Source organism: Brevundimonas sp. CEF1 (assembly GCF_051353055.1).
Lineage (GTDB): Bacteria > Pseudomonadota > Alphaproteobacteria > Caulobacterales > Caulobacteraceae > Brevundimonas.
On record NZ_CP195593.1, the window covers coordinates 2,352,306 to 2,375,179 of the forward strand.

The window sequence follows — 22,874 nt, forward strand, 5'->3', positions numbered from 1 at the left end:
TCGTCATCCTAGGCCTTGTGCCTAGGATCCAGACACGCGAGGCCGATAGTGCATTCTCGTCGGCGGATCTGGACCCTCGCCGCAAGGGCGAGGGTGACGGTGAAAAGGGGTGTTTGGAATGGTCAGTCGAGACGGCCTGATCGGCGTCTATATGATGGCGAACCGGATGCACGGGGCGATCTATATCGGCGTGACCAGCGACCTGATCATGCGAACCGATCAGCACCGACGCGGCGCCGTTGAAGGCTTCACCCGACGATACGGATTGAAGCGACTGGTTTGGTACGAGGCCCACGAGACCATCGTTAACGCCATCCAGCGCGAGAAGTCGCTGAAGCGCTACCCTCGCGACTGGAAGACCAACCTGATCGAGCGGATGAACCCGGACTGGTCCGACCTGTTTCCTGCCCTGATGTCTGGTGGAGCCGAAGCCGCGCCGGACATGGAGGCCTATCGCGACTGGACGCCCGCCGAGCAGGCGACGCCCCAGCTGCGACCGCTGCCGAAGAACTGGTGAACAGGCGAAGACTGAAGGCGCAGCACTTGCTTCCGTCATCCTCGCCCTCGTGGCGAGGATCCAGACACGTGACGTCGAGCGAGGCCCGCCGACGGCGGAGTCTCTGGATCCTCGGGACAAGCCCGAGGATGACGCGAGAAGGGAGCAGAACAGAGCCACGATCAACCTACAGCGGAATGTTGTCGTGCTTCTTCCAGGGATTGTCCTGGGTCTTGTTCTTCAGCGTGCGCAGGGCCTTGATCAGGCGGCGGCGGGTGCCGTGGGGCATGATGACGTCGTCGATGTAGCCGAGGCCCGCCGCCACGAAGGGGTTGGCGAAGCGTTCCTTGTACTCGGCTTCCCGCGCCGCCAGGGCCTCGGGGTCGCCGGCCTCCTTGCGGAAGATGATCTCGACCGCGCCCTTGGCGCCCATGACCGCGATCTCGGCGGTGGGCCAGGCGTAGTTGACGTCGCCGCGCAGGTGCTTGGAGCTCATGACGTCATAGGCGCCGCCATAGGCCTTGCGCGTGATGACGGTCAGCTTGGGCACGGTGGCCTCGGCATAGGCGAACAGCAGCTTGGCGCCGTGTTTGATCAGGGCGCCGTACTCCTGCTTGGTGCCCGGCATGAAGCCCGGCACGTCCACCAGGGTCACCAGCGGGATGTGGAAGGCATCGCAGAAGCGGACGAAGCGCGCGGCCTTGCGGCTGCTGTCGATGTCCAGAACGCCCGCCAGAACCTGAGGCTGGTTGGCGACGATGCCGACGGTTTGGCCATCGAGGCGGCCGAAGCCGCAGACGATGTTTTTGGCGAAGTCGGCACCGATCTCGAAGAAGTCAGCCTCGTCGACCGTCTTCAGGATCAGCTCCTTCATGTCATAGGGCTGGTTCGGATTGGTCGGGACCAGGGTGTCCAGCGAGGCTTCGTCACGATCCGCCTCGTCATAGCTGTCGCGCACCGGGGGCTTTTCGCGGTTCGACAGGGGCAGGAAGCCGATCAGGCGGCGGACCTCGGACAGGGCCTCCAGATCGTTTTCGAAGGCGCCGTCTGCGACCCCCGACTTGCCGGCGTGAACGCGGGCGCCGCCCAGGTCCTCGTGGCTGACGACCTCGTTGGTGACGGTCTTCACCACGTCCGGGCCAGTCACGTACATGTAGGACGTGTCCTTCACCATGAAGATGAAGTCGGTGATGGCGGGCGAATAGACGTCGCCGCCCGCGCACGGGCCCATGATGACCGAAATCTGCGGGATGACGCCCGAGGCCAGGGTGTTCTGCAGGAAGATGTCAGCGTAGCCGGCCAGGGATTCCACGCCTTCCTGAATACGGGCGCCGCCCGCGTCGAACAGGCCGATGATCGGCGCGCCGGCGGTCAGGGCCATCTTCTGGATCTTGACGATCTTGGCCGCGTGGGCCCCCGACAGAGAGCCGCCGAAGACGGTGAAGTCCTTGGAGAAGACATAGACCAGACGACCGCCGATGGTGCCGCGCCCGGTGACGACGCCGTCGCCCGGGATGCGCTGCTGGTCCATGCCGAAGTCGTGGCTGCGATGCTCCACGAACATGTCGGTCTCTTCGAAGCTGCCTTCGTCCAGCAGGACTTCGATCCGTTCGCGCGCGGTCAGCTTGCCCTTGGCGTGCTGGCTCTCGATGCGCTTTTGCCCCCCGCCCAGTTTGGCGGCGGCGCGACGGCGCTCGAGTTCCTCGAGGATGGCCTGGCTCATGGTTTGGGCTGCTCCCTGCAATCTTTGATGATCACCAAGCCGCTTCGTTGCAAAAAGGCAATCGCAACTTTGCAAAAGGGGCGTAAGTGCGTAAGCCTGCCAAGGTTCACGGGCTATTTTGCAAAGTTGCGATGGCGGAAAAACTCTATCTCGGGGCCAAGGTGCGCAAGCTGCGCGAGGCGCGCGGCTGGACGCTGGAAGCCTGCGCCGGGCGGCTGGCCCTGTCGCCCAGCTACCTGTCGCAGATCGAGACCAATCAACGCCCGGCGACGGCGCGGGTTCTGATCGCCCTGACGCGGGCCTTCGACGTGGACGCCAGCCTGTTCGATCTGGACGGCGACGCCCGCCTGATCGCCGACTTGCGCGAGGCCGTCACCGACGTCGCCGGTCACGCCGAGGCGCCGTCCGCCGTCGAGCTGAAGCAGGCGGTGACCAACACCCCCCGTCTGGCGCGCCAATTCCTGGCCCTGCATCAGGACTATCGCCGTCTGGACGAACGGCTGAAGACGCTGAACGAGACCCTGGGCCGGGACGAGCGGGCGCAAGGCTCCCCCGCCCTGCCCTATGAGGCCGTCCGCGACTTCTTCCACTATCGCGACAACTACATCGACGTTCTGGATCAGGCGGCCGAGGCCCTGGCGGAACAGTTGGGCCTCGGCGCGGGCGGCCATCCCGAGCGCGATCTGGAGGCGGCGCTGAACGACCTGTGCGGCGTGCGTCTGGCGACCGGCGAGGGGCGCGGCACCATGCGGCGTTTCGATCCGGCTGCGCGCATCCTCTATGTCGACGCCAGCCTGCCCGGCGCGACGCGGTCCTTCCTGATGGCGCACCAACTGGTGCTGTTGCGCTTCCACGACCTGATCGAGCATGAGCTGGACCGCGCCGCCTTCGACATTCCCGCCGCGCGCGACGTCTGCCGGGTCGGTCTGGCCAATTATGCGGCAGGGGCTTTGCTGCTGCCCTATCGTCGCTTCCTCGAGGCCGCGCGCGAACTGCGGCACGACGTGGACCGTTTGCGGAACCGCTTCCACGTCAGCTTCGAGCAGGTCTGCCACCGGCTGAGCACCCTGCAACGCCCCGGCTGGCGTGGCGTGCCGTTTTACTTCGCGCGGGTGGACATGGCCGGGAACATCACCAAGCGGCACAGCGCCACCCGGTTCCAGTTCGCCCGCTTCGGCGGCGCCTGCCCCCTGTGGAACGTGCACGAGGCCTTCGGCGCCCCGGACCGCATCCTGGTCAATCTATCGGAAATGCCCGACGGTTCGCGCTACATCTGCATCGCCAAGAGCGTGTCCAAGCCGGGCGGGTCCTACCTGGAGCCTGACCGCCGCTATGCTCTGGGTCTGGGGTGCGAGATCGAGCACGCCGATCAACTGGTCTATGCGGCGGGGCTGGACCTGAACGGCCCGCCGACGCGCATGGGCGTCAGCTGCCGCATCTGCGAGCGCACCGACTGCGCCCAGCGGGCCTTCCCGCCCATCGACCGGACGCTGCGCGTGCCGGACCATGAGCGGGGGGTGATCCCTTACACGCTGAGCTAGCGCTCAAAGGAAAACCCCGCCGGGCGAACCGGCGGGGCTTCAGTTTTTCCGGGGCTGGAAACCCTAGAAGGTGGCGGTCACGCTCAGCGTCACGGTGCGCGGAGCGCCGTAGAAGCCGATGACGGAATCCCCGGTGATCGCCGCCGGGAAGTTGTAGCCGCCGGCGCGATACCGTTCGTCCGACAGGTTTCTGCCTGCCAGGCTGACGCGATAACGGGCATCCGGCGCGGTCCACATCAAGGTCGCGTCGTAGAGCCAGTAAGCGCCCTGATCGAGCAGCGGGATCGGCGTCTCGAACATCTGAGTCGCCCCGCGATACGAGGCCATAGGCGTAAAGATGAGCGAGCCGCGATCACCCAGGTCGACGCTGTAGGGCAGAGCGATGTTGGCGGTCCAATCCGGCGTATTCTGGAAGTGACGTTCGTCCGCCATGTTCTCGCGCAGGCCGGTCAGCGGGTTGAAGGTGACGAACTCGTTGAACTTGGCGTCCAGGTAGCCGAGCGTCAGGCGCGGGATGAAGCTGTCGGTGATCCGCGCGCTGGCTTCCAGCTCCCAGCCCCAGATCTCGCTGGACCCGGCGTTGTCGACGAAGCTGACCACCGAGGTCGGCGGGATGAAGAACTGCGAGGTGATCTGCTGGTCGGTGTATTCCGACTTGAACAGGGCCGTGGCGAAGTTGATCCGGCGGTCCAGCAGCGAGCCCTTCAGCCCGATCTCGTAGGTGTCGACCAGTTCCGGCTGATAGCCGTTGACCGTCTCGGGATAGAGGCTGGCGTCGCCGCGCATGTCGAATCCGCCCGACTTGAAGCCTCGCCCGAAGGAGGCGTAGCCCGTCAGTTCCGGCGTGAACTTGTAACTGGCGCTGATCCGAGGGGTGAACTCCGAATAGTCATCCGAATTGGTGTAGTCGGTCAGGGCCGCGCCCAGCGGAATGGCCGTGGCGTTGCCGAAGAATGGACTCTTGATGCCCAGATAGTTCTGACGCAGTTGATCGACGCTCTTCTTGTCCTTGGTCCAGCGGCCGCCGACCGACAGCGACAGCTGGTCCGTCAGGTCGTAGCTGAAGTCGGCGAAGACCGCGAAGCTCTCGGTGTCCACCTTGCCGCCGGTGAAGGTGGTTAGATTGGCCAGACCGACCACGGTGTCGAAGGCGCCCTCGGCCGAGGCGTCCATGTAGAAGACGCCCGCCACGCCCTGCCAGCGCTCGCCCTCGAACAGCAGCTGGAATTCCTGGGTGAACTGGCTGTCGGCGTAGTAGCCGGGGATGTCGAGGATGGGCTGGGGCAGGCCGTCGAAGTCGATGCCGTCGCCCTTGGTGTCGCCGTCGCGCCAGGCCGTGACGGACTTGAAGGTCAGGGCGTCGTTGACGTTCCACTCGCCGGTAAAGGACAGGCCGCGCGTGCGGACATAGCCCTCGTCGCCGATGCCGGCGCGGGTGTCATAGATGCCGTCGGTCATCGGCGCCTTCAGGCGATAGCCGTGACGCGCGTTCGACTCGTCCTCGGTGATGTCCCCCGCCAGACGGAAGAAGAGGTCGTCGGTCGGGGTCCATTCGACGCTAAGACGACCCGCCGTGACGTCCTTGTTGTAGTGTTCGGCCCCGGTGGTCAGGTTCGTGCCGTAGCCGTCGCGGGTGTAGCGGGCGACCGCGCCGCCGATGCGCAGGGTGTCGGTCAGGGGCGCCGAGCCCGAGGCGATCAGGTCGACCTGATTATAGCTGCCATAGGCGCCCTTCAGCGTCAGTTCCGGGTCCTGACCCAGGCGCTTGGTGACGTATTTGATCGCGCCGCCGATGGTGTTGCGGCCATAGAGGGTGCCCTGCGGCCCCCGCAGAACCTCCAGCCGCTCGATGTCGAAGATGTCCAGCACCGCGCCCTGGGGACGGGCCACATAGACGTCGTCGACGTAGAGGCCGACGCCCGGCTCGAAGCCCCACAACGGGTCCTGCTGGCCGACGCCGCGGATGAAGCTGGTCAGGGTCGAGTTGGTGCCGCGCGCGATCTGGACCGTGGCGTTCGGGGTCTGCTGCTGCAAGGTGGTGATGTCGGCGGCGCCGGTCTGTTCCAGACGCTCGGCGCTGACGGCGGTGACGGCGACCGGCACGTCCTTCAGGCTTTCCTCGCGGCGGCGGGCGGTGACGACGATGTCGTCGACGCTGGAGGCCTGCTCGGTGTCCGTCGCCTGCTGGGCGAAGCTCGGCGCCGCGCAGAGCGAGGCCGTGATGAAGACGCTGGTCATCAGCGCCAGACGCAACTGTCCTGTCGTTCGCATTCTCGTTTCCTCTCCAGGCGCGGTCGTTTGGTCGCCGCTGATCTGTGTTGGACTGACGGTGGTCCGCGAACGGCCCCGCTGTCAACATCATTCATTCTTGGATGAATGAAACTTCATCCAGCCGCTCGACAGTCGGGCAAGCCTTGTTCATTCTGAAATGAACGAGCGCGGCGAAGATTGCGCCTCAAGGGACGGAACATGGACCAGATCAATCGCGCCGAGACGCAGCCTGTCGCGAGCACCCCATCCGGCGATCTGCGCGGCCGTCGTGAAGGCCCGGCCAATGTGTTTCGCGGCGTGCCCTATGCCGCCCCCCCGGTCGGCTCCTTGCGCTGGACGCCGCCGCAGCCTTTCCCCGCCTGGGATGACGTGCGCGAGGCGGCGGACTTCGGCCCGTCCGCGCCTCAGGCCGGTCCCGCTGACGTGGCCGACATCGTCTCCATCGGCGGCGCGCCGGAACCGACTAGTGAAGACTGCCTGACGCTGAATGTCTGGGCGCCCGCTGCACCCGGCGCGGCTGCGCCGGTCATGGTCTGGCTGCATGGCGGTTCGAACCGCATGGGGGCCGGCTCCCTGCCCTTCTATGACGGCGGCGCCTTCGCCCGCGACGGGGTGGTGCTGGTCAGCGTCAACTATCGCCTGGGCCAGCTCGGCTTCTTCGCCCATCCGGCGCTGACGGCAGAGGCCGGGCCTGACGCGCCCCTGGGCAATCAGGCCCTGCTGGATCAGATCGCGGCCCTGGAATGGGTGCGCGACCATATCGGCGCCTTCGGCGGCGACCCGGCCAATGTCACCCTGTTCGGAGAATCCGCCGGGGGCCTCGACATCCTGGCCCTGATGACGGCCAAGCGAGCGCGGGGTCTGTTCCACAAGGCGATTGTCCAGTCCGGCGGCGGCTGGCTGCCCGCCACGCCGCTGAAAACGGCGCAGGAACGCGGCGTATCGGCGGCCACAGCGCTCGGTCTCGACACCACCGACGTCGCCGCCCTGCGCGCCATTGCGCCCGAGCATCTGACCTCCGTTGAGGGCGCCTTTGGTCCGGTCATCGACGGGCGGCTGCTGGATTGCGACCCCATCAGCGCCTTCGCACGCGGCGACTTCGCCGACGTACCGCTGATGATCGGGGTCAACAGCGGCGAGGATTCCCTGCTCAACTACGGCGGCGGACTGAAACGCTTTGGCCAGTTGATCAAGCCGAACGCCAAACTGGCCCGCCTGTATCCAGAAGCGAACGGCGACGAGGAACAACTGATCCGCCTCGGCTTCCGCGACTTCGCCTTCGCCGCCCCGGCACGCTGGGTGGCGTCGCGTCCGCGTCGGTCGAAGGCCTGGCTCTACGCCTTTGACTATGTGGAGGAAGCCCGGCGCAAAACCATGCCGCGCGCCGCCCACGCCGCCGAGATCTTCCACGTCTTCGAGACCCTGGATCACCGTCCCGACGGCGCCCCGGCCGCGACCGATACCGACCTCGCGATCAGCGCCGGCAGGCACGCCCGCTGGGTCGACTTCGCCAAATCAGGCGCGCCGGGCGCCGACTGGCCCGCCTATGTCCCCGCCGATGACGTCTGGATGGTGTTCAACGACACGCCCGGCGGCGAAGTGAAGCGCGGCTGGTGGAAGGCGGCGCTGGACCACCACGGCCGCAAGGGCGGGCTGCTGATCCTCTTGCTGCGGACGCGGGATCGCCTGCGAGGCCTGTTCTCGGCTAAAGTGACTCGATGACCGCCACCGAGACCAAGTCGCGCCCCAAGGCGAAAGCCAAGGCCCCGCCCAAGCCCAAGGCCCAGCGGCGCGAGGAGACGACGACCCGCATCCTGGACGTGGCCGAAGCCCTGTTCGCGCGTGACGGCTTGCACGGCGTCACCTTGAAGGCCGTGGCCAAGGAGGCGGGCGTCGATACGGCCCTGCTGCACTATTATTTCGACGACAAGAACCGGCTGTTCTCGACCGTCTTCGGTCGCCGCGCCGAGGTGGTGAACCGGCTGCGCCTCGACAGTCTGGACCGGTACGAGGCCGAGCACGGCGACGCCATGACCGTGCGCGGCGCCATCGACGCCTTCCTGCGCCCGCTGTTCATCCTGTTCGATAACGGCGACAAGGCCTGGCTGAACTATGCTGCCCTGGTGGCCCAAGTGAATAACACCCCGGTCTGGGGCGGCGACACCATGCACCAGCATTTCGACCCGGTGATCGACCGCTTCATCGGCGTGCTGAGACGCATCGCGCCCGAGACGCCGCCGCGTCAGATCTACTGGTTCTATCACCTGCTATCAGGGTCGCTGACCCTGTCGCTGGCCCAGACGGGCCGTATCGACGTCCTGTCCGGCGGCCTGTGCAAGTCCTCGGAAATGGGCGCCATCTGCGACGCCATGGAGGCCGTCTTCACCGGCGGCTTCGAGGCCATCCGGCGATAGAGCGAAATCGGTTCAGATGCGACCGCATCTGAACTCAGATCTTCGCTTCAGTATCATGCCCAAAGAAAAACCCGACCTCAGCAGCTGAGGTCGGGTTCCGGTCTCATCAGCCCATCGTCGGGATGACGAAGGAGCTGTCCGCGTGCTCCAGTTCGCTGTCAGGCCAGCGGGCCGTGACGGTCTTGGTCTTGGTCCAGAAGCGCAGACCTTCCATGCCGTGCTGGTTGATGTCGCCAAAGGCCGAACGCTTCCAGCCGCCGAACGAGTGATAGGCCACCGGCACCGGGATCGGCACGTTGATGCCGACCATGCCGACGTTGACACGGGCGGCGAAGTCGCGGGCCGCGCGGCCGTTCTGGGTGAAGATGGCGACGCCGTTGCCGTACTGGTGCTTGCTCGGCAGGCTCAGCGCCTCCTCGAAGCTGGCGGCGCGCATGATCTGCAGCACCGGGCCGAAGATCTCTTCCTTGTAGGATTCCATCTCGGGCTTGACGTGGTCGAACAGCGACGGGCCGATGAAGAAGCCCTTCTCGTGGCCCTGCAGGCTGAACTCGCGGCCGTCGACGACCAGCTCGGCGCCTTCCTCGACGCCCTTGTTGATCCAGCCCAGAACCTTGTCCTTGTGGGTCTGGGTGACGACCGGGCCATAGTGGGCCTCGGCGTCGGTCGAGACGCCGACGCGCAGGTTGGGGATTTCCGAGACCAGACGCTCGCGCAGCTCGTCAGCGGTGCGCTGACCGACCGGCACCACGACCGGCAGGGCCATGCAGCGCTCGCCGGCCGAGCCATAGGCCGCACCGGTCAGATCCTTGATCACCTGATCCATGTCGGCGTCGGGCAGGACGATGCCGTGGTTCTTGGCGCCGCCCATGGCCTGGACGCGTTTCCCGTGCTGAGCCCCCATCTGATAGACGTAGTGGGCGATGTCCGACGAGCCGACGAAGCTGACAGCATGGATGTCGGGGTGGGTCAGGATGGCGTCGACCGCCACCTTGTCGCCGTGGACGACGTTCAGCACGCCCTTGGGCGCGCCGGCTTCCATCATCAGTTCGCCCAGACGCACCGGCAGCGAGGGATCACGCTCCGACGGCTTCAGGATGAAGGTGTTGCCGGCGGCGATCGCCATGCCGAACATCCACATCGGGATCATGCCGGGGAAGTTGAACGGGGTAATGCCCGCCACCACGCCCAGCGGCTGGCGCATGGAATAGACGTCGATGCCGGGGCCGGCGCCTTGCGTGTATTCGCCCTTCAGGGCGTGGGGGATGCCGCAAGCGAATTCAATGACTTCCAGGCCGCGCTGAATGTCGCCCTTGGAGTCGGCGATGACCTTGCCGTGTTCCGAGGACAGCAGTTCGGCCAGCTCGTTCATATTGGCCTCGACCAGGCGCTTGAACTCGAACATGACGCGGGCGCGGCGCTGCGGGTTGGTGCTGGACCAGCCCTCGAACGCCGCCTGCGCGGCCTGAACCGCGCGGTCCAGTTCAGACGGAGTCGCCAGTTGGACGCGGGCCTGGACCTCGCCGGTGTTGGGGTTGAAGACGTCGCCGAAACGGCCCGACGCGCCGTCGAAGGCCGCACCGTCGATGAAGTGGCGAATGTCGCGCATGGAGGCGTTTCCCTGTGATGTCGTTGTTCGTTTCATCATGGCCTAGCAGACGGACGCCAAACCACCCATTGCAATCTTGCATCCTATGCTGTGCATTCGTGCAATGTTCGACTGGGACGATGTTCGCATCTTCATCGCCGCCGCGCGGGCCGGCTCGCTGGCGACGGCGGCGCAGCGGCTGGGCATAGACGCGGCCACGGTCGGGCGACGCGTGGCGCGTCTGGAGACGGCGTTGAAGTCGACCCTGGTGGTGCGCTCGGCGTCGGGCCTGCTGCTGACGGCGGCGGGGGCGCAGTTGCTGGAGACAGCGCTGGACGCCGAAAGCGCCATGGAGGCGGCCGAGCGGGTGACGCGGCCCGACCTGATCGCCGGCACGGTGCGGATCAGCGCCTCCGAAGGCTTCGGCGGCGCGGTCCTGGCCCCCGCCCTGCCCGGCCTGCTCGCGGCGCATCCAGGGCTGAACATCGAACTGGCGGCCAGTTCCGGCTTCCTGTCGCCCAGCCGCCGCGAGGTGGACATGGCCATCACTCTCAGCCCCGCCGCCAGCCCGCGCCTGATCGTCGAGCCGCTGACGCCCTATCAACTGGCGCTCTATGCTTCGCCCGAATATCTGGCCCAGCGTGGCGCGCCCGAGCGCGTGGACGACCTGCCGGACTGCGACATCGTCGGCTATGTCGACGACCTGATCTATGCGCCGGAACTGCACTATCTGGACGAGATCCGTCCCAATCTGCGCCCGCGCCTGGCGTCTTCGTCGATCCGGGCGCAGCGGGACATGATTGCGGCGGGCGGGGGCATCGGCGTCCTGCCCTGCTTTCTGGCCGAGGGGCTGACGCGCATCCTGCCCGACACCGTCCTGATCGAACGCCGCTTCTGGCTCAGCACCCACCGCGAGGTCCACGGCACGGCCCGACTGAAGGCGGCGAGGCGCTGGATCAAGGGTCTTTGCCGTGAAGCGGCTGAGCGTCTGTCGCCATTTGGCGTCTAGGGCGCATTTCCGCCCTCGATCATGGTTATGTGATCAAGCTTCACTTGATGGTCGGAAGTGACGCAATTTTACATTCTGACCGGCTGACTTTGGCCACAACCCAGAAATGGCGGGCTATGGTCAAGCCGACTGCGGAGCGTAAAGTAAAATGAAGATCGCCCTTCTCGACGACGATCCAGTTCAATTAGAGACCATGGCCACGGCGGCTGAAGGGCTGGGTTATCGGGCCGTGCTCTTCTCTCGCGCCCAGGCGCTGATCTCGGCGCTGCGCAAGGACACTTTCGACCTCCTCATCGTGGACTGGAACCTGCCGGACCGCTCCGGACTTGAGGTCCTGGCCTGGGCGCGCACCAATCTGCGCCCGCCGCCGCCGATGCTGCTGGTCACCAGCCGCGCCGAGGACGAGGACATCGTGGCGGGCCTGAACGCCGGCGCCGACGACTACCTGCCCAAGCCCCTGTCCCCGTCGGTTCTGGCCGCCCGCATCAACGCCCTGATGCGCCGCGCCTATGCCCAGCCTTCCGCGCCGGGCGCCGAGATCCTGGGCGACACCGTCTTCCATGAATCCGCCGGCGCCGTGACGCGCGACGGCCAGACCGTGGTGCTGACCGCCAAGGAGTTCGCCCTGGCGCGCCTGCTGTTCCGCAACCTGCACCGCGCCCTGTCCCGGACCTATATTCTGGAGACGGTCTGGGGTAACGAACCCAATCTGAACAGCCGTTCGCTGGACATGCACATCTCGCGCATTCGCACCAAGCTGAACCTGCGGCCCGAGCGGGGCTTTCGTCTGACGCCCATTTACAGCTACGGATACCGTCTGGAGCGCGCCGGCGCGGCGGACGAAGCCGTCGCAGCGGCCGCGAACACGATTGCGAACGCGGAAGAGACGTCGGGATGATGCAAAAGCGGGCGATGGCGGCCGGGGTTCTGGCGCTGCTTGTATCCACCTCGCCCGCCTACGCCCAATCTCGGGCGCCCGCCGCGCCCGATGACGCCATCGACTATCGGGTCCAGCGCGGCGACACCCTGATCGATCTGGCCGTCGCCTATCTCAATCGCCCCGCCGACTATCGCCAACTCCAGCGCCGCAACCGGGTCGCCAACCCGCACCGCATGGCGACCGGGCGCAACCTGGCCTTTCCCGTCAGCCTGCTGCGCGCCGACCCGGATCAGGCCCGGATCGCCAGCTTCCGCGGCGCCGTCACCCTGTCGCAAGGGCCTGCGACCGGTGCGCCCAGCCAGGGACAGACCGTGTCCGAGGGCGCGGTTCTGACCACCGGCGCCAACGCCTTCGTTCGACTGGCCCTGTCCGACGGCAGCCATGTGGTCGTGCCCTCCAACAGCCGGGTGCGCCTGACCCGTCTGCGTCGCTACGCGCTCAACGGCGCCGTGGATCACGCCATGACGGTCGAGGCCGGTCGCGCCGAGTCCCGCGTCACGCCGCGCCAACGGCCCGGCGGCTTCGTCGTCCGCACCCCTGTCTCGGTCTCCGCCGTGCGCGGCACCGAGTTCCGCGTCGCCTTCAACGACGCCGCAGACCGCTCCGCCACCGAGGTCATCGAAGGCCGGGTCGAGGTCGAATCCGGTGACGGCCTGGTCGAAACCGTCGCAACGGCCACAGAAGGCGTGGCCGCCAGCGCGACCGGCGCCATCCTCGTTCCGCTTCTGCTCGTGCCCGCCCTGGCCCGCCCCGACGAGGTCCAATCGGGGCGCGAGGCCGTCTTCGACATCGACGCCCTGTCTGGCGCGGACCGCTATCGCGGGCGACTGGCGACGGATGCGGGCATGATCGACGCCTTCGCCGAGACGGATTCCGCGTCGGGCGACGCGCGCCTGACCTTCGCTGACCTGACGGACGGCGCCTATTTCCTGCGCCTCAGCGCCCTGTCGCCCGATGGGGTCGAGGGTCGTAGCACCACCTACAGCTTCATTCGGGCCCGCAACGGCGTCGGCGGCCTGGCGTCCAGCAATTCGGCCCTCGACGGTCGGCGCTTCTACCGCTTCCGCTGGGAGGCCCAGGGCGAAGGCGAGGCCCAGTTCCGCTTCCAACTGTCTCGAGAAGGCGCCGACGGCGCGCCCGAGGGATCGCCGCTGATCGATCACCCCGGCCTAACCGACCAGGCCTTTACCCTGACCGACCTGCCGCCCGGTGTTTACACCTGGCGGGTCCAGGGCACGCGCCATCGCTTCGGCCGGCTCTTGCAGGTCTGGTCAGAGCCACAGCAACTACGCGTCGGACGCTGATCCATGGCGGATGTCCGGCTGCGGGGCGCCAGGCTTTCGGGTCGCCGGGCCCTGATCGAGTGGGGCCTGGTCGCCATCCTCACCTCCCTGGTCGTCGGCTGGCTTGCGCTCGGTTCGGCTGCCGACCGTGCGAACAACCTAGTCTATGACGCCCTGATCCGGCTTCAGGACGGCCCTGCCGACGAGGCCGTCGTCATCGTCGCCATCGATGACCGCAGCCTGCAGGCCCTCGGCCGCTGGCCATGGCCGCGCACGCTCCACGCCGACCTCATCGATCGTCTGGCCCAGGCTCGCCCTCGCGCCGTCGCCTACGACGTGCTGTTCACCGAACCGGAAGCCGGCGACCCGGCCCTGGCCGCGGCGCTGGCGCGGGCGAAGAACGTCTATCTGCCCCTGCTGGTCGATGCGCCGGGCGAGGACGGCGCCCCCTGGCGGGTCGGCGAGCCGGCGGCGCCCCTGACCCAGGCCGCCGCCGGTCTCGGCCATGTCAATCTGACGGTGGACGGCGACGGCGTGGTCCGCCGCCTGCCGCTCTACATGCAGGGCGGGGATCAGGCCTGGCCGCAACTGATCCTGCCGCTGGCCCGAACCCGCGTCGCCACGCCATCGCCTGACCCCGACGCCGCCTTGCCCGACGCCCTGATCGCCGCCCGTCCCGAGGCCATCGCCTATCGCGGCCCGCCGGGACGGTTCCGCACCCTGTCCTTCGCCGACGTGCTGAGCGGCGAAGTCCCCCCCGCCTTTCTGAAGGACAAGCTGGTCCTGGTCGGAGCGACCGCACCGGGCCTGGGCGACCGCTACGCCACCCCGGCCGCGCCGCACGGCGAACTGAGCCCCGGCGTCGAGATCCAGGCCGCCCTGCTGCAAACCCTGCTGGAGGGCGGCGGCCCGCGCACCCTGTCCCCACCCTGGGTGCTGGCGCTGTCGCTGGCGCCCCTGACCCTGCTGGTGGGCGGCTTCCTGTTCCTGCGCCCCTTCGCCAACATGGTGCTGGGCGCGGGGCTGATCGTCCTGACCCTGGCCGCCAGCCTGACGGCCTTTCTGAGCGCGAACCTGTGGTTCCCGCCGGCCGCCGCCGTCGCGGGTCTGGCCCTGGCCTACCCTTTCTGGAGTTGGCGCCGCCTGGCCGCCGCCTCGGCCTATATGCAGAGCGAGGTCGAGACCTTCGAGCGCGACGCCCCGTCCCTGCCCGGCGCGACTCTGTCCTCGTTCCGCCCCCAGGGCGACGTGGTGGCCAAGCAGGTGGACGCCCTGCGCGCGGCCCTGAAACAGCTTCGCGACCTGGACCGCTTCATCTCTGACGCCCTGCGCAGCCTGCCCGACGCCACTGTAGTCGCCGATCCGACAGGTCGCGTCCTGCTGTCCAACGACCGGGCGCGCCATCTGTTCAACCCCGCGCTGGACGGGCAAGCCGACCTGGCGGCCCTGTTCCAGTCCTTGGGCGAGCCGTCATGGCGCCGCTTCCTAGTGGCCGAAGACGCCGATCCGGGCGACATCCAGACCCCCGGCGGCCGCACCATGAAGGTCGCCGCCGCCGCCCTGACCGACGCCTTGGGCCAGCCCATCGGCCACATCGTCCGCTTCGCCGACATGACCCTGTTCCGCGTCGCCGAACGTCAGCGCGAACAGGCGCTGCAACTGCTCAGCCATGACATGCGCGCGCCCCAGGTCTCGATCCTGACCCTGCTGGAAGGAAGCCAGAGCCGGACCGACCCCGCCTTCGAGCGCCGTATCGGCGACTATGCCCGCCAGACGCTAGATCTGGCCGAAGGCTATGTGCAACTGGCCCGCGCCGAGTCCCAACCCTATCGCACCGTGGTCCTCGACCTCGGCCAGGTGTTGATGGACGCCGCCGACACCCTTTGGCCCCAGGCCTCGGCCAAGGGCGTGACGATCCAGACACCGACGGGCGACGAAGAATACCTGGTCGAGGGCGACCCCGCCCTCCTGCGCCGGCTGCTGACCAATCTTCTGGACAATGCGCTGAAATACGGTCCGCCAAAGGGCGTCATCGCCTGCACCCTGGACATCGAGACGTCCGACGACGGCGACCTCTGCAAGGTCCGCATCAGCGATCAGGGACCGGGCCTCTCGGTCGAGGCGGCGCGGCGGCTGTTCCAGCCCTTCGGCCACGGCGACGCCGACCACAGGGGCGCGGGTCTGGGTCTGGCCTTCGTCCGCACCGTGGCCGAGCGTCACGGCGGCCATGTCCGCTATGAGGCCGGGGCGGTCGGCGCGACCTTCGTCCTGACCCTGCCCCGCCTGATCGAGACCGACTAGGGCTTCAGCTCGGCCACCGCGGCGGCGGCCAGAAGGTCCAGCGCCTCATCGGCCCGGCGCGGCCCGACCGTGGTCACGGCGCTGGCCTGATAGGCCCCCGGCTCGGCCTCGGGGCCATGCAGCGTCAGGGTCAGACTGTGGGTCAGGCGCTTGGCGCCCCACCACTGCGGCACGATCGGCGCATCCAGCCAATCGCCCGCTCGCGCCGAAACATCGGAATAGGCGCCGGTCTTCTGCGGTCGCACGGCATAGGCCGCCTCGATCCGCCAGGCCGGAGCCTCGCGTGTTTCGCGCCAGCCCTGGGCGTCCAGTTGGGCGCGAACCGCCGCCTGCACTGCCTGATCCGCCACGGATGCAGGATCGGACGCAACCAGACGATAGGTCGGCGCCGTGCTCGGCAGGGCCGTCGGCGGGGTGGCGACGACCTTGGGGCCAGACGCGCAGGCCGACAGGGAAATCACAGCGACGGCGGACAGGATCAGGAAACAGCGGGCCATGCCCCAGCCTATCGCCCCGTCCGCTCGCGAGCCATAGGCGAAAGCTCTGCCGTGCGACGCGCGCCTCACGACAGAGCTTTTGCCTCTAGGCACAACTAGGCGGGCTCTTTCGCCCGCGCGGCCAGTTCTTCCGCCCGACGATCCAGGTCAGCGGCCTGCTCCACCAGTTTCGGGCTGAGGGCGATCAGTTCGGCGTCGGTGACGATGTTGCCCTGCTCGCGGTTGCGGGCGATCTGCTCGGCGCGATAGGCGGGATCGCGCAGGCGGACCGCTTCCCGGCGCATGTTGTCCGCGCCGCGATGCATGTTTTCCGCGCCGCGCCCCATCTGTTCGCGCGCCTGGACACGCGCCCGCGCCGCGATGACGCGGGCTTCATTGCCCTGTCGGCGGGCGACGGCCGCCTGGACGCGCGCCTGTTCGGCCTGTTGGCGAGCGACGGCGGCCTGGGCGCGGACCTGGACCGCCTGACGGCGAGCCTCCTCGCCTTGCTGGCGCGCGACCGCCGCCTGGGCGCGGGCTTCGACCGCCTGTTGGCGCGCTGCTTCCCCCTGACGACGGGCGTCGGCGGCCAGAGCCCGAGCCTCGCGAGCGGCAGCCTGCGCGGCGTCTGCCTCGGCGCGTTGTTCCGGCGTGGCGTTCTCGAAGTAGAAGCCGTTCGACGAATAATAGGTCGTCACACGCCCGGGCGGCGGAGGCGGCGGCGCGGGGGGCGCCGGCGGTGCGGGCGGCGCGACCGGCGGGGGGGCCGGAGGCGCAGGCGGAGCCTGAACCGTCAGAGACGCGGGGGGCGCCGGCGGGGCCGGAGGTGCAGGCGGCGGCGGAGGCGGCGGGGCATAGGCGGACGCCTGCTCCCGCAGTTCCAGGGCCGCCAGCGGCGTGGCGACGACGGCGAGTGCGGCGACGGTCAGGGCGACCGCCAGTGGGCGACGGCGAGCAGAGGCGTTCGTCATGATGCAGGCGATCCTTTTCTCAAGCGTGTGGGCGTCGGCGGCCATGGCCGTCGCGGGGTAAGGGGTGGAATGAGCGGCCAGTCGGACCAGGACGCGGGCGTAGTCGCGGCGATCGACGGTCCGCACGGCTTCGGCGTCGGCGGCTTCTTCCGAAGTCTCGGCCAGGACGGCGGACAGACGCCAGACCAGGGGGTTGAACCAGAATAGAGCCAGGGCCAGCCGCGACAGGATCAGGAACACCCAGTCCTTGCGCCGCAGGTGGGCCAGTTCGTGCGCCAGAACGGCGGAGGCGGTGTGCGGCTCGGCCAGACTGGCGGGGTCGAGGACGATGACGCCGGGCGCCACGCCCCAGCTCAGCGGGCTGGACACCCGCTCGCTGCTGACCAGACGCGGACGGGCGGCGGGGGCCAGGGGCTCCAGCGGCGAACGCCAGGCGGGGCATTTGACCGCCCTGCCCTGCTCGGTCCAGCGGCTCAGGGTGTTCAGGCCCAGCAGCAGCCGCCCCACGACCGCCGCCGCGCCCAGCAGCCACAGGCCGACGGCCACGGTCGCCAGCGATGGCCAGGGCAGACTGGCCGAGACGGCGACGCCCGCGACGGGACCGACCTCGCCTGACCACAGCGGGGTCATTGGCTGACTGGCGGCTTCGACCGACGAGGCGGGCAGCAATCCCAGCTCAAGCGTCGGCAGCACGGCCGCCAGAAGCGGCAGGACCAGCAAGAGGGCAACAGTGGCGCGCAGGATGTCTACCCGGTCGGCGGCGCGGCGCGCGACGAAACGGGCGACGATCAGGCCGGCCGCTGCGATCAGGCTGGACTTGACCAGCAGGGATGCAAACAGGGCCAGGGTCATGGCTGACGCTCCACCGCTTCGTCGATGGCGCGTTCCAGGGCGGCGGCTTCATCGGGCGTCAGGCGCTGGCCCATGCCCAGCAGGGCGGTGGCGGCGCTGGCGGCGGACCCGGCGAAGAAGGTGTCGATCATGCGCTGCAGGGCGCCGGCGGCGACGGTCTCGGTGCGCGGCACGGGGCGATAGACAAAGCCCTCGGCCCCCGCTTCGCGCTCAACCAGACCCTTGGCCTCCAGTCGAGCCAGCAGTGTGCGGATGGCGGAATCGCTGAGCGTGTCGGTCAGGGCGTTGCGCACCCCTGCAGCGGTGCCGGTCTCCAGTCGACACAGGGTCTCGAACACTTCGCGTTCGCGTCTGGGCAGGGACTCGATCACTGGGGACTCTCCGCATCGGTTGACGCTACATTTGTAGCGCTACATGCGTAGCGGATCGAGTCTAAAATGAGGCAGAGAGATTAACTCGCCGTAGGCCCCTCCTCCCGCCATGCAGCGGGAGGAGAAGGCGCAGGCGTCAGCCGACCGGCTTGACGTTGTCGTCCGAGTTGCGGTCGATCCAGCGGTTGTAGGGGTCGATCCCCGCAAAGGCCGGCTTCTGGTCCGTGACGAAGCGGAAGACCTGGGTTCCGCTGCGCAGGGGACGGCGCTCCATCAGGATGACCGACTTGCGGTCGAACGCCCCCTTGCCCGGCTCGGCCGAGAACAGGCCGACGTCAAAGGTCTCGTTCAGCGGGGCCTCGGTCTCCTCGCCCTTGCCGTCGGCGTAGAGCTTGCGGGCCTCGACCGTCAGGGCGACGTCCCACTTGCCGTCGGCGCGCTTGGTCGCCGTGACCGACTTGGTCTTCACGTCATACAGGGTGATCTTCTCGAACAGGTCGGTGATCAGGGCCTGCTTGTCCGCCGGCGCCTCGGCGCGCAGCGCCGCCACCAGGTCCAGCGAGCGCGGATAGGGCGCGGACTTGAAGGCGTACTGCGCCAGCACCCGACGCAGGGCGCGGTTCACCGCCTCCTCGCCGATCTGATCTCGCAGCAGGTACATGACCAGGCCGCCCTTCTGATAGTGGATGTACTGCTGGTTCTCGATGCGCAGCAGCGGCATCTCCTCCAACCGCTCCATGCCGCGCGAACGCAGGTAGCGGTCGAGCTCATACTTGAGGAAGCGACGGATCTTGTCGGGTCCGTAGAGCTTCTCCATCACCATCAGCGCCGAATATTGCGCCAGGGATTCCGACAGCAGGGTCGAGCCCTGCTGGTCCGAACCGACCACCTGGTGCGCCCACCACTGGTGTCCGACCTCGTGGGCGGTGATGTAGGTGACGTAGTCGATCTTCTCCTCGTCGGTCAGGTCGGCGATGAAGCCGAGCCCTTCCGAATAGGGCATGGTGTTGGCGAAGGCCTGGGCGAAGCTGGCGTAGGCCGGGAACTCAATGATCCGGGCCTGACGGAACTGGTACGGGCTGAAGGCCGTGCCGTAATAGTCCAGCGAGGCTTTCATCCCCGCCAGCATCCGCGCCACGTTCCGCTCGTGACCCTTGTGGTAATAGACAGCCAGTTCGATCGGGCCGTGCTGCTCCTTGGCCACCTGATAGTCGGCCGACTGCACCGAGAAGAAGTTCAACACCGGCGCCTCGGTGACAAAGCGGGCCGTGCGACGGCCGTCCTTCGTCACGTCCGACACCTTGTAGCCCGGTGCGATCGGCGTCTGATCGGCGACCGTGGTCACAGTGATGTCGGCATTGACCCAGTCGGAGCCGATATAGTTGTGCGCCCGCGCGCTTTCGTCCTCCAGCTTGGCCATCCGCAGCTCGGCCGGCAGACCGTGCTTGCGGCGTTTGGCCCGATCAGACAGCAGCCCGTCGCGACCCATGCCGATGGTCAGGCCGAACTCGCCGTTGTTGACGAAGGTGCCGTTGTCGACGATCCGCGTGGTGTCGCCGCTGTTCTTGAAGCCGCGTTGCTCCAGAACGGTTTCAAAGGCGATGGTGCGCTTCTCACCCGGCTGCATGGGCGTGGCGAAGCGATAGATGCGGTACTCGAACTGCGGCCACTCCTTGGCCACCGTCGCGCCCTGGACGTCCAGCTTCTCGATCTTCAGACCGTGGTTCCAGCGCAGGTGCACCTCGTTGAGCGGCGCCCCCGTGCGGTTCTCGATGACATAGCTGCCCTTGGTCGTCAGACGCGGCTGGTGCGGATAGAGGTCCAGATCCAGCTTGACGTCGGTGATCGCGGGTTGCGGCGTCTTCTCATACTTCAGCAGGGTCTTCTCGTAGTCCGCCATCAGCTGCTCCTGCTGATCGCGGCTGCGGTACTCGTTCCAGACGTTGGTGTTGATGTAGGTATAGACGCCCAGGGCCACGAAGGCGGTCAGGGCGACGCCCCCGATCACGCCCGCCGGTCCCATCAGGCGACGCGGCAGACGCTTGAGCCGCGGCATGAAGCGCGTCTCCGCCCCCCGCCGCCACAGGCCATAGGCGACGACCAGGAGGACAATGGCGAAGGCCGACCAGTAGGCCTGCATCCAGGCGGCATAGCCGGCGAACTTGCCCAGGCCGTTCATGTCCGACAGCGGCATCCCCGTCCCCGAGCCGTAGCGATAGAGGACGTGGTCGAAGCCCAGGTTGGACAGGACGATGGTCGAGATCAGATAGACCACCATGACGGCCCAGCCGACGAACTTGTTGGGCGACAGGGCCTGCACGAAGATGGCCAGCACCGCCATCAGCGAGAAGCTGATCGCCTGGGGCACGACATACCAGAACAGATACTTGCCGACCTCGTAGTTCGTATAACCCTTGAAGGTCTGGACGATCATGCCCGCCAGCGCGGCCGCCAGGAGCGTCGACGCCAGCACCAGCACCAGGGCCAGGGTCTTGGGCAGCAGGAAGGTCCAGTCAGGCGTCGAAGTGGAATCGATGATCTCATGCGTGCGCCGCTCGCGGTCACGCCAGACCAGTTCGCCGGAGTAGTAGATGGCGATGATGATGATGACCAAGCCGAAGGCGCCGCCCAGCGTCTCGATCACCACCCGCGTCACGGGAAGGACCGGCGCGCCGTAAAGCTCACCGGCGAACAACAGGGTCATGATGCTGAAGGCGAAGCCCAGGGCCAGCAGAACGAAATAGGCCGGGCTCTTGAACACGGCCTTCATCTCGAAGCCGGTGCGCGAGACCAGTTGCGCCCATCCCGCCTTGAAGCCGTAGGTCGGCGCGGCCAGCGGCGCGACGGGCGCGGACGCCTCGGGCGCGGCGTCGGCCAAGGCCCGCAGCTTCTCCTGCTTGCGCAGCTTGGCCCCGCGCGGCGACGGACGATACAGGGGGAAGGCGGCGGCCAGGAAGGCCAGGCTGATCCCCAGCCACAGAAGCTTGTTGCCCAGCAGGACGCCGGTCAGGGGCGCATTGATCGTATTCCGCTCAGCCGCCGTCCAGTATTTGGTCGCCAGGCCATAGGCGCCGGCGCCGAACGGCTCCAGCCAGGCCACCAGGGTCTCAAGCTCCGGCTTGGAGCCGAAGACCGAGGTGGTAGTGAAATAGAGGACCACGATCGCGACCACGCCGACATAGGTGGCCATCATCGAGCGCGTCACCGTCGCCAGGGTGAAGAAGACCGCCGAGCTGAACAGCAGCCCCGGCAGGCCCAGGACGACGAAGCCGTAAAGATAGTCCAGCGGCCGGAAGGGACCGACCGTCTCCTTGTCCACCCAGGGCATCAACGTGCCGATCAGAATGCCCAGCGCGACGCTCAGGAAGGCCAGGGCCACCACGGCGAAGGCGCCGAGGAAGCGGCCATAGAGGTAGTCGAACTTCGACAACCGGCTGGACTGGATCATGGGACCGAAGCCCGTCGTGGTGTCGCGCACCACGACATTGGCGACGATGGCCGTCGTCGCCAGCATGAAGAAGATGTTGAAGATCAGATGCGCGTTGGCGATCGCATAGGGGGCGTTCTTGAAGACATTACCGCCCGACCCGACGCTGATGTTCGGGCTGGCGACCGAGCCGAAGCTCAGCAAGAAGAAGAGGATGGAAATGACCCAGAAGGCGGGCTGGCGAAGCTGATAGCGGAACTCGAAGGCCGCGACTTTCCCGAACATGATCCGGGGCCTCAGGCGGCTTGAGCGGCGGCGGGACGACGCGAGGCGGCCAGCGTCGAGAAATAGACGTCCTCCAGACCGCCCGAGGCCGGCTCGAAGCCTTCGCCGGGCTTGGCGTCGGCCAGGACGTGGATCACGGTTTGACCGGCGAACAGGCGCGTCGAGATGACCTCGAAACGGGCGCGGTGTTCCGGCAGCGCCTCCTTGGCGATGGCCTTCTTCCAGACGCGGCCGGACATCTGCTTCATCAGCTCCAGCGGCGCGCCTTCTAGCTGGATCTTGCCGCCCGCCAGCACCGCCATGCGCGGGCACAGGTCGGCCACGTCCTCGACGATGTGGGTCGACAGGATGACCACCACGTTCTCGCCGATCTCGGCCAGCAGGTTGAGGAAGCGGTTGCGCTCCTCCGGGTCCAGACCGGCGGTCGGCTCATCGACGATGATCAGGCGCGGATTGCCGATCAGGGCCTGGGCGATGCCGAAGCGCTGGCGCATCCCGCCCGAGAAGCCGGCCAGGGCCTTCTTGCGGACGCTCCACAGATTGACCTGATTCAGCAGGGCCTCGACCGTCTGCTTGCGCTCCTTGCCGTCGGCGATGCCCTTCAGCACCGCCATGTGATCCAGCATGTCGTAGGCCGAGACGCGCGGATAGACGCCGAAGTCCTGGGGCAGATAGCCCAGGGTGCGGCGCAGTTGCTCCGGCTGGCGGATCACGTCGATGTCGCCGAAGCGGATCTCGCCCGAGGTCGGGCTCTGCAGGGTGGCGATGGTCCGCATCAGCGTAGACTTGCCCGCCCCGTTCGGACCCAGCAGGCCGAACATTCCGGTGGGGATCGTCAGGCTGACGTCGTCCAGAGCCCGTGTCCCGTTGCCGTAGACATGGACCAGATTGTTGATCGTCAGCATGAAGCGCCCCCGCGATATGTA

General features: G+C 67.5%; 16 protein-coding genes. 8 read left to right on the forward strand and 8 right to left on the reverse strand.

Annotation, left to right across the window (positions count from 1 at the left end; translation table 11 throughout):
* Positions 1–118: 118 nt before the first annotated feature.
* The gene (locus tag ACR9FL_RS12065; RefSeq protein WP_436355759.1) at positions 119–517 is read left to right on the forward strand and encodes a GIY-YIG nuclease family protein; all 399 of its coding nucleotides are present in this window, start codon (positions 119–121) and stop codon (positions 515–517) included.
* Positions 518–683: 166 nt separating this feature from the next.
* Here the strand turns inward: ACR9FL_RS12065 and ACR9FL_RS12070 are convergent, their stop codons facing one another.
* Positions 684–2,219, reverse strand: coding sequence for an acyl-CoA carboxylase subunit beta (locus ACR9FL_RS12070; protein WP_436355760.1), 1,536 nt, complete (start codon positions 2,217–2,219; stop codon positions 684–686).
* Between the two features lie 131 nt (positions 2,220–2,350).
* Here ACR9FL_RS12070 and ACR9FL_RS12075 point away from each other — a divergent pair, with 131 nt between their 5' ends.
* On the forward strand, positions 2,351–3,760 hold the full coding sequence (locus tag ACR9FL_RS12075; protein WP_436355761.1) for a short-chain fatty acyl-CoA regulator family protein: 1,410 nt from the start codon (positions 2,351–2,353) through the stop codon (positions 3,758–3,760).
* 63 nt (positions 3,761–3,823) lie between these two features.
* On the opposite strand, the gene ACR9FL_RS12080 is transcribed toward ACR9FL_RS12075, so the two are convergent.
* Positions 3,824–6,031, reverse strand: coding sequence for a TonB-dependent receptor (locus ACR9FL_RS12080; RefSeq protein ID WP_436355762.1), 2,208 nt, complete (start codon positions 6,029–6,031; stop codon positions 3,824–3,826).
* Between the two features lie 198 nt (positions 6,032–6,229).
* On the opposite strand from ACR9FL_RS12080, the gene ACR9FL_RS12085 reads away from it, so the two are divergent.
* Entirely contained in the window at positions 6,230–7,753 is a 1,524-nt protein-coding gene (locus ACR9FL_RS12085; protein ID WP_436355763.1) for a carboxylesterase/lipase family protein, read from the forward strand.
* The gene (locus tag ACR9FL_RS12090; protein ID WP_436355764.1) at positions 7,750–8,445 is read left to right on the forward strand and encodes a TetR/AcrR family transcriptional regulator; all 696 of its coding nucleotides are present in this window, start codon (positions 7,750–7,752) and stop codon (positions 8,443–8,445) included. Before ACR9FL_RS12085 ends, ACR9FL_RS12090 begins: the two co-directional genes overlap by 4 nt.
* Before the next feature lie 106 nt (positions 8,446–8,551).
* Here the strand turns inward: ACR9FL_RS12090 and ACR9FL_RS12095 are convergent, their stop codons facing one another.
* On the reverse strand, positions 8,552–10,054 hold the full coding sequence (locus tag ACR9FL_RS12095) for a CoA-acylating methylmalonate-semialdehyde dehydrogenase (RefSeq protein ID WP_436355765.1): 1,503 nt from the start codon (positions 10,052–10,054) through the stop codon (positions 8,552–8,554).
* A 103-nt stretch (positions 10,055–10,157) separates the two neighbouring features.
* On the opposite strand from ACR9FL_RS12095, the gene ACR9FL_RS12100 reads away from it, so the two are divergent.
* The 4 genes from ACR9FL_RS12100 (at position 10,158) to ACR9FL_RS12115 (ending at position 15,566) form a co-directional block, all read left to right on the forward strand.
* A complete protein-coding gene (locus tag ACR9FL_RS12100; RefSeq protein ID WP_436355766.1) occupies positions 10,158–11,042 on the forward strand; it encodes a LysR family transcriptional regulator in 885 nt (294 codons plus the stop codon).
* 148 nt (positions 11,043–11,190) lie between these two features.
* Positions 11,191–11,940, forward strand: coding sequence for a response regulator transcription factor (locus ACR9FL_RS12105; RefSeq protein ID WP_105561877.1), 750 nt, complete (start codon positions 11,191–11,193; stop codon positions 11,938–11,940).
* Positions 11,937–13,286, forward strand: coding sequence for a FecR domain-containing protein (locus ACR9FL_RS12110; protein ID WP_436355767.1), 1,350 nt, complete (start codon positions 11,937–11,939; stop codon positions 13,284–13,286). The genes ACR9FL_RS12105 and ACR9FL_RS12110 overlap by 4 nt, the downstream gene beginning before the upstream one ends.
* 3 nt (positions 13,287–13,289) lie before the next feature.
* The gene (locus ACR9FL_RS12115) at positions 13,290–15,566 is read left to right on the forward strand and encodes a CHASE2 domain-containing protein (protein WP_436355768.1); all 2,277 of its coding nucleotides are present in this window, start codon (positions 13,290–13,292) and stop codon (positions 15,564–15,566) included.
* Here ACR9FL_RS12115 and ACR9FL_RS12120 read toward each other — a convergent pair.
* The 5 genes from ACR9FL_RS12120 to ACR9FL_RS12140 form a co-directional block, all read right to left on the reverse strand.
* Positions 15,563–16,063 (reverse strand): hypothetical protein, encoded by a 501-nt coding sequence (locus ACR9FL_RS12120; RefSeq protein ID WP_436355769.1) that lies wholly within the window; start codon positions 16,061–16,063, stop codon positions 15,563–15,565. The genes ACR9FL_RS12115 and ACR9FL_RS12120 overlap by 4 nt on opposite strands.
* A gap of 95 nt (positions 16,064–16,158) precedes the next feature.
* The gene (locus tag ACR9FL_RS12125) at positions 16,159–17,865 is read right to left on the reverse strand and encodes a M56 family metallopeptidase (RefSeq protein ID WP_436355770.1); all 1,707 of its coding nucleotides are present in this window, start codon (positions 17,863–17,865) and stop codon (positions 16,159–16,161) included.
* Entirely contained in the window at positions 17,862–18,236 is a 375-nt protein-coding gene (locus ACR9FL_RS12130) for a BlaI/MecI/CopY family transcriptional regulator (protein WP_296172970.1), read from the reverse strand. Before ACR9FL_RS12130 ends, ACR9FL_RS12125 begins: the two co-directional genes overlap by 4 nt.
* Before the next feature lie 136 nt (positions 18,237–18,372).
* Positions 18,373–21,948, reverse strand: coding sequence for an ABC transporter permease/M1 family aminopeptidase (locus tag ACR9FL_RS12135; protein ID WP_436355771.1), 3,576 nt, complete (start codon positions 21,946–21,948; stop codon positions 18,373–18,375).
* An 11-nt stretch (positions 21,949–21,959) separates the two neighbouring features.
* On the reverse strand, positions 21,960–22,853 hold the full coding sequence (locus ACR9FL_RS12140; RefSeq protein ID WP_436355772.1) for an ABC transporter ATP-binding protein: 894 nt from the start codon (positions 22,851–22,853) through the stop codon (positions 21,960–21,962).
* Positions 22,854–22,874: the final 21 nt, after the last annotated feature.

Excerpts from the sequence above, each read along its gene's own strand:
- ACR9FL_RS12110 (WP_436355767.1), top strand. The coding sequence starts at position 11,937 with ATGATGCAAAAGCGGGCGATGGCGGCCGGGGTTCTGGCGCTGCTTGTA.
- ACR9FL_RS12140 (WP_436355772.1), bottom strand. The coding sequence starts at position 22,853 with ATGCTGACGATCAACAATCTGGTCCATGTCTACGGCAACGGGACACGG.
- ACR9FL_RS12070 (WP_436355760.1), bottom strand. The coding sequence starts at position 2,219 with ATGAGCCAGGCCATCCTCGAGGAACTCGAGCGCCGTCGCGCCGCCGCC.
- ACR9FL_RS12135 (WP_436355771.1), bottom strand. The coding sequence starts at position 21,948 with ATGTTCGGGAAAGTCGCGGCCTTCGAGTTCCGCTATCAGCTTCGCCAG.
- ACR9FL_RS12095 (WP_436355765.1), bottom strand. The coding sequence starts at position 10,054 with ATGCGCGACATTCGCCACTTCATCGACGGTGCGGCCTTCGACGGCGCG.
- ACR9FL_RS12065 (WP_436355759.1), top strand. The coding sequence starts at position 119 with ATGGTCAGTCGAGACGGCCTGATCGGCGTCTATATGATGGCGAACCGG.
- ACR9FL_RS12105 (WP_105561877.1), top strand. The coding sequence starts at position 11,191 with ATGAAGATCGCCCTTCTCGACGACGATCCAGTTCAATTAGAGACCATG.
- ACR9FL_RS12075 (WP_436355761.1), top strand. The coding sequence starts at position 2,351 with ATGGCGGAAAAACTCTATCTCGGGGCCAAGGTGCGCAAGCTGCGCGAG.
- ACR9FL_RS12125 (WP_436355770.1), bottom strand. The coding sequence starts at position 17,865 with ATGACCCTGGCCCTGTTTGCATCCCTGCTGGTCAAGTCCAGCCTGATC.
- ACR9FL_RS12085 (WP_436355763.1), top strand. The coding sequence starts at position 6,230 with ATGGACCAGATCAATCGCGCCGAGACGCAGCCTGTCGCGAGCACCCCA.
- ACR9FL_RS12100 (WP_436355766.1), top strand. The coding sequence starts at position 10,158 with ATGTTCGACTGGGACGATGTTCGCATCTTCATCGCCGCCGCGCGGGCC.
- ACR9FL_RS12115 (WP_436355768.1), top strand. The coding sequence starts at position 13,290 with ATGGCGGATGTCCGGCTGCGGGGCGCCAGGCTTTCGGGTCGCCGGGCC.
- ACR9FL_RS12120 (WP_436355769.1), bottom strand. The coding sequence starts at position 16,063 with ATGGCCCGCTGTTTCCTGATCCTGTCCGCCGTCGCTGTGATTTCCCTG.
- ACR9FL_RS12090 (WP_436355764.1), top strand. The coding sequence starts at position 7,750 with ATGACCGCCACCGAGACCAAGTCGCGCCCCAAGGCGAAAGCCAAGGCC.
- ACR9FL_RS12080 (WP_436355762.1), bottom strand. The coding sequence starts at position 6,031 with ATGCGAACGACAGGACAGTTGCGTCTGGCGCTGATGACCAGCGTCTTC.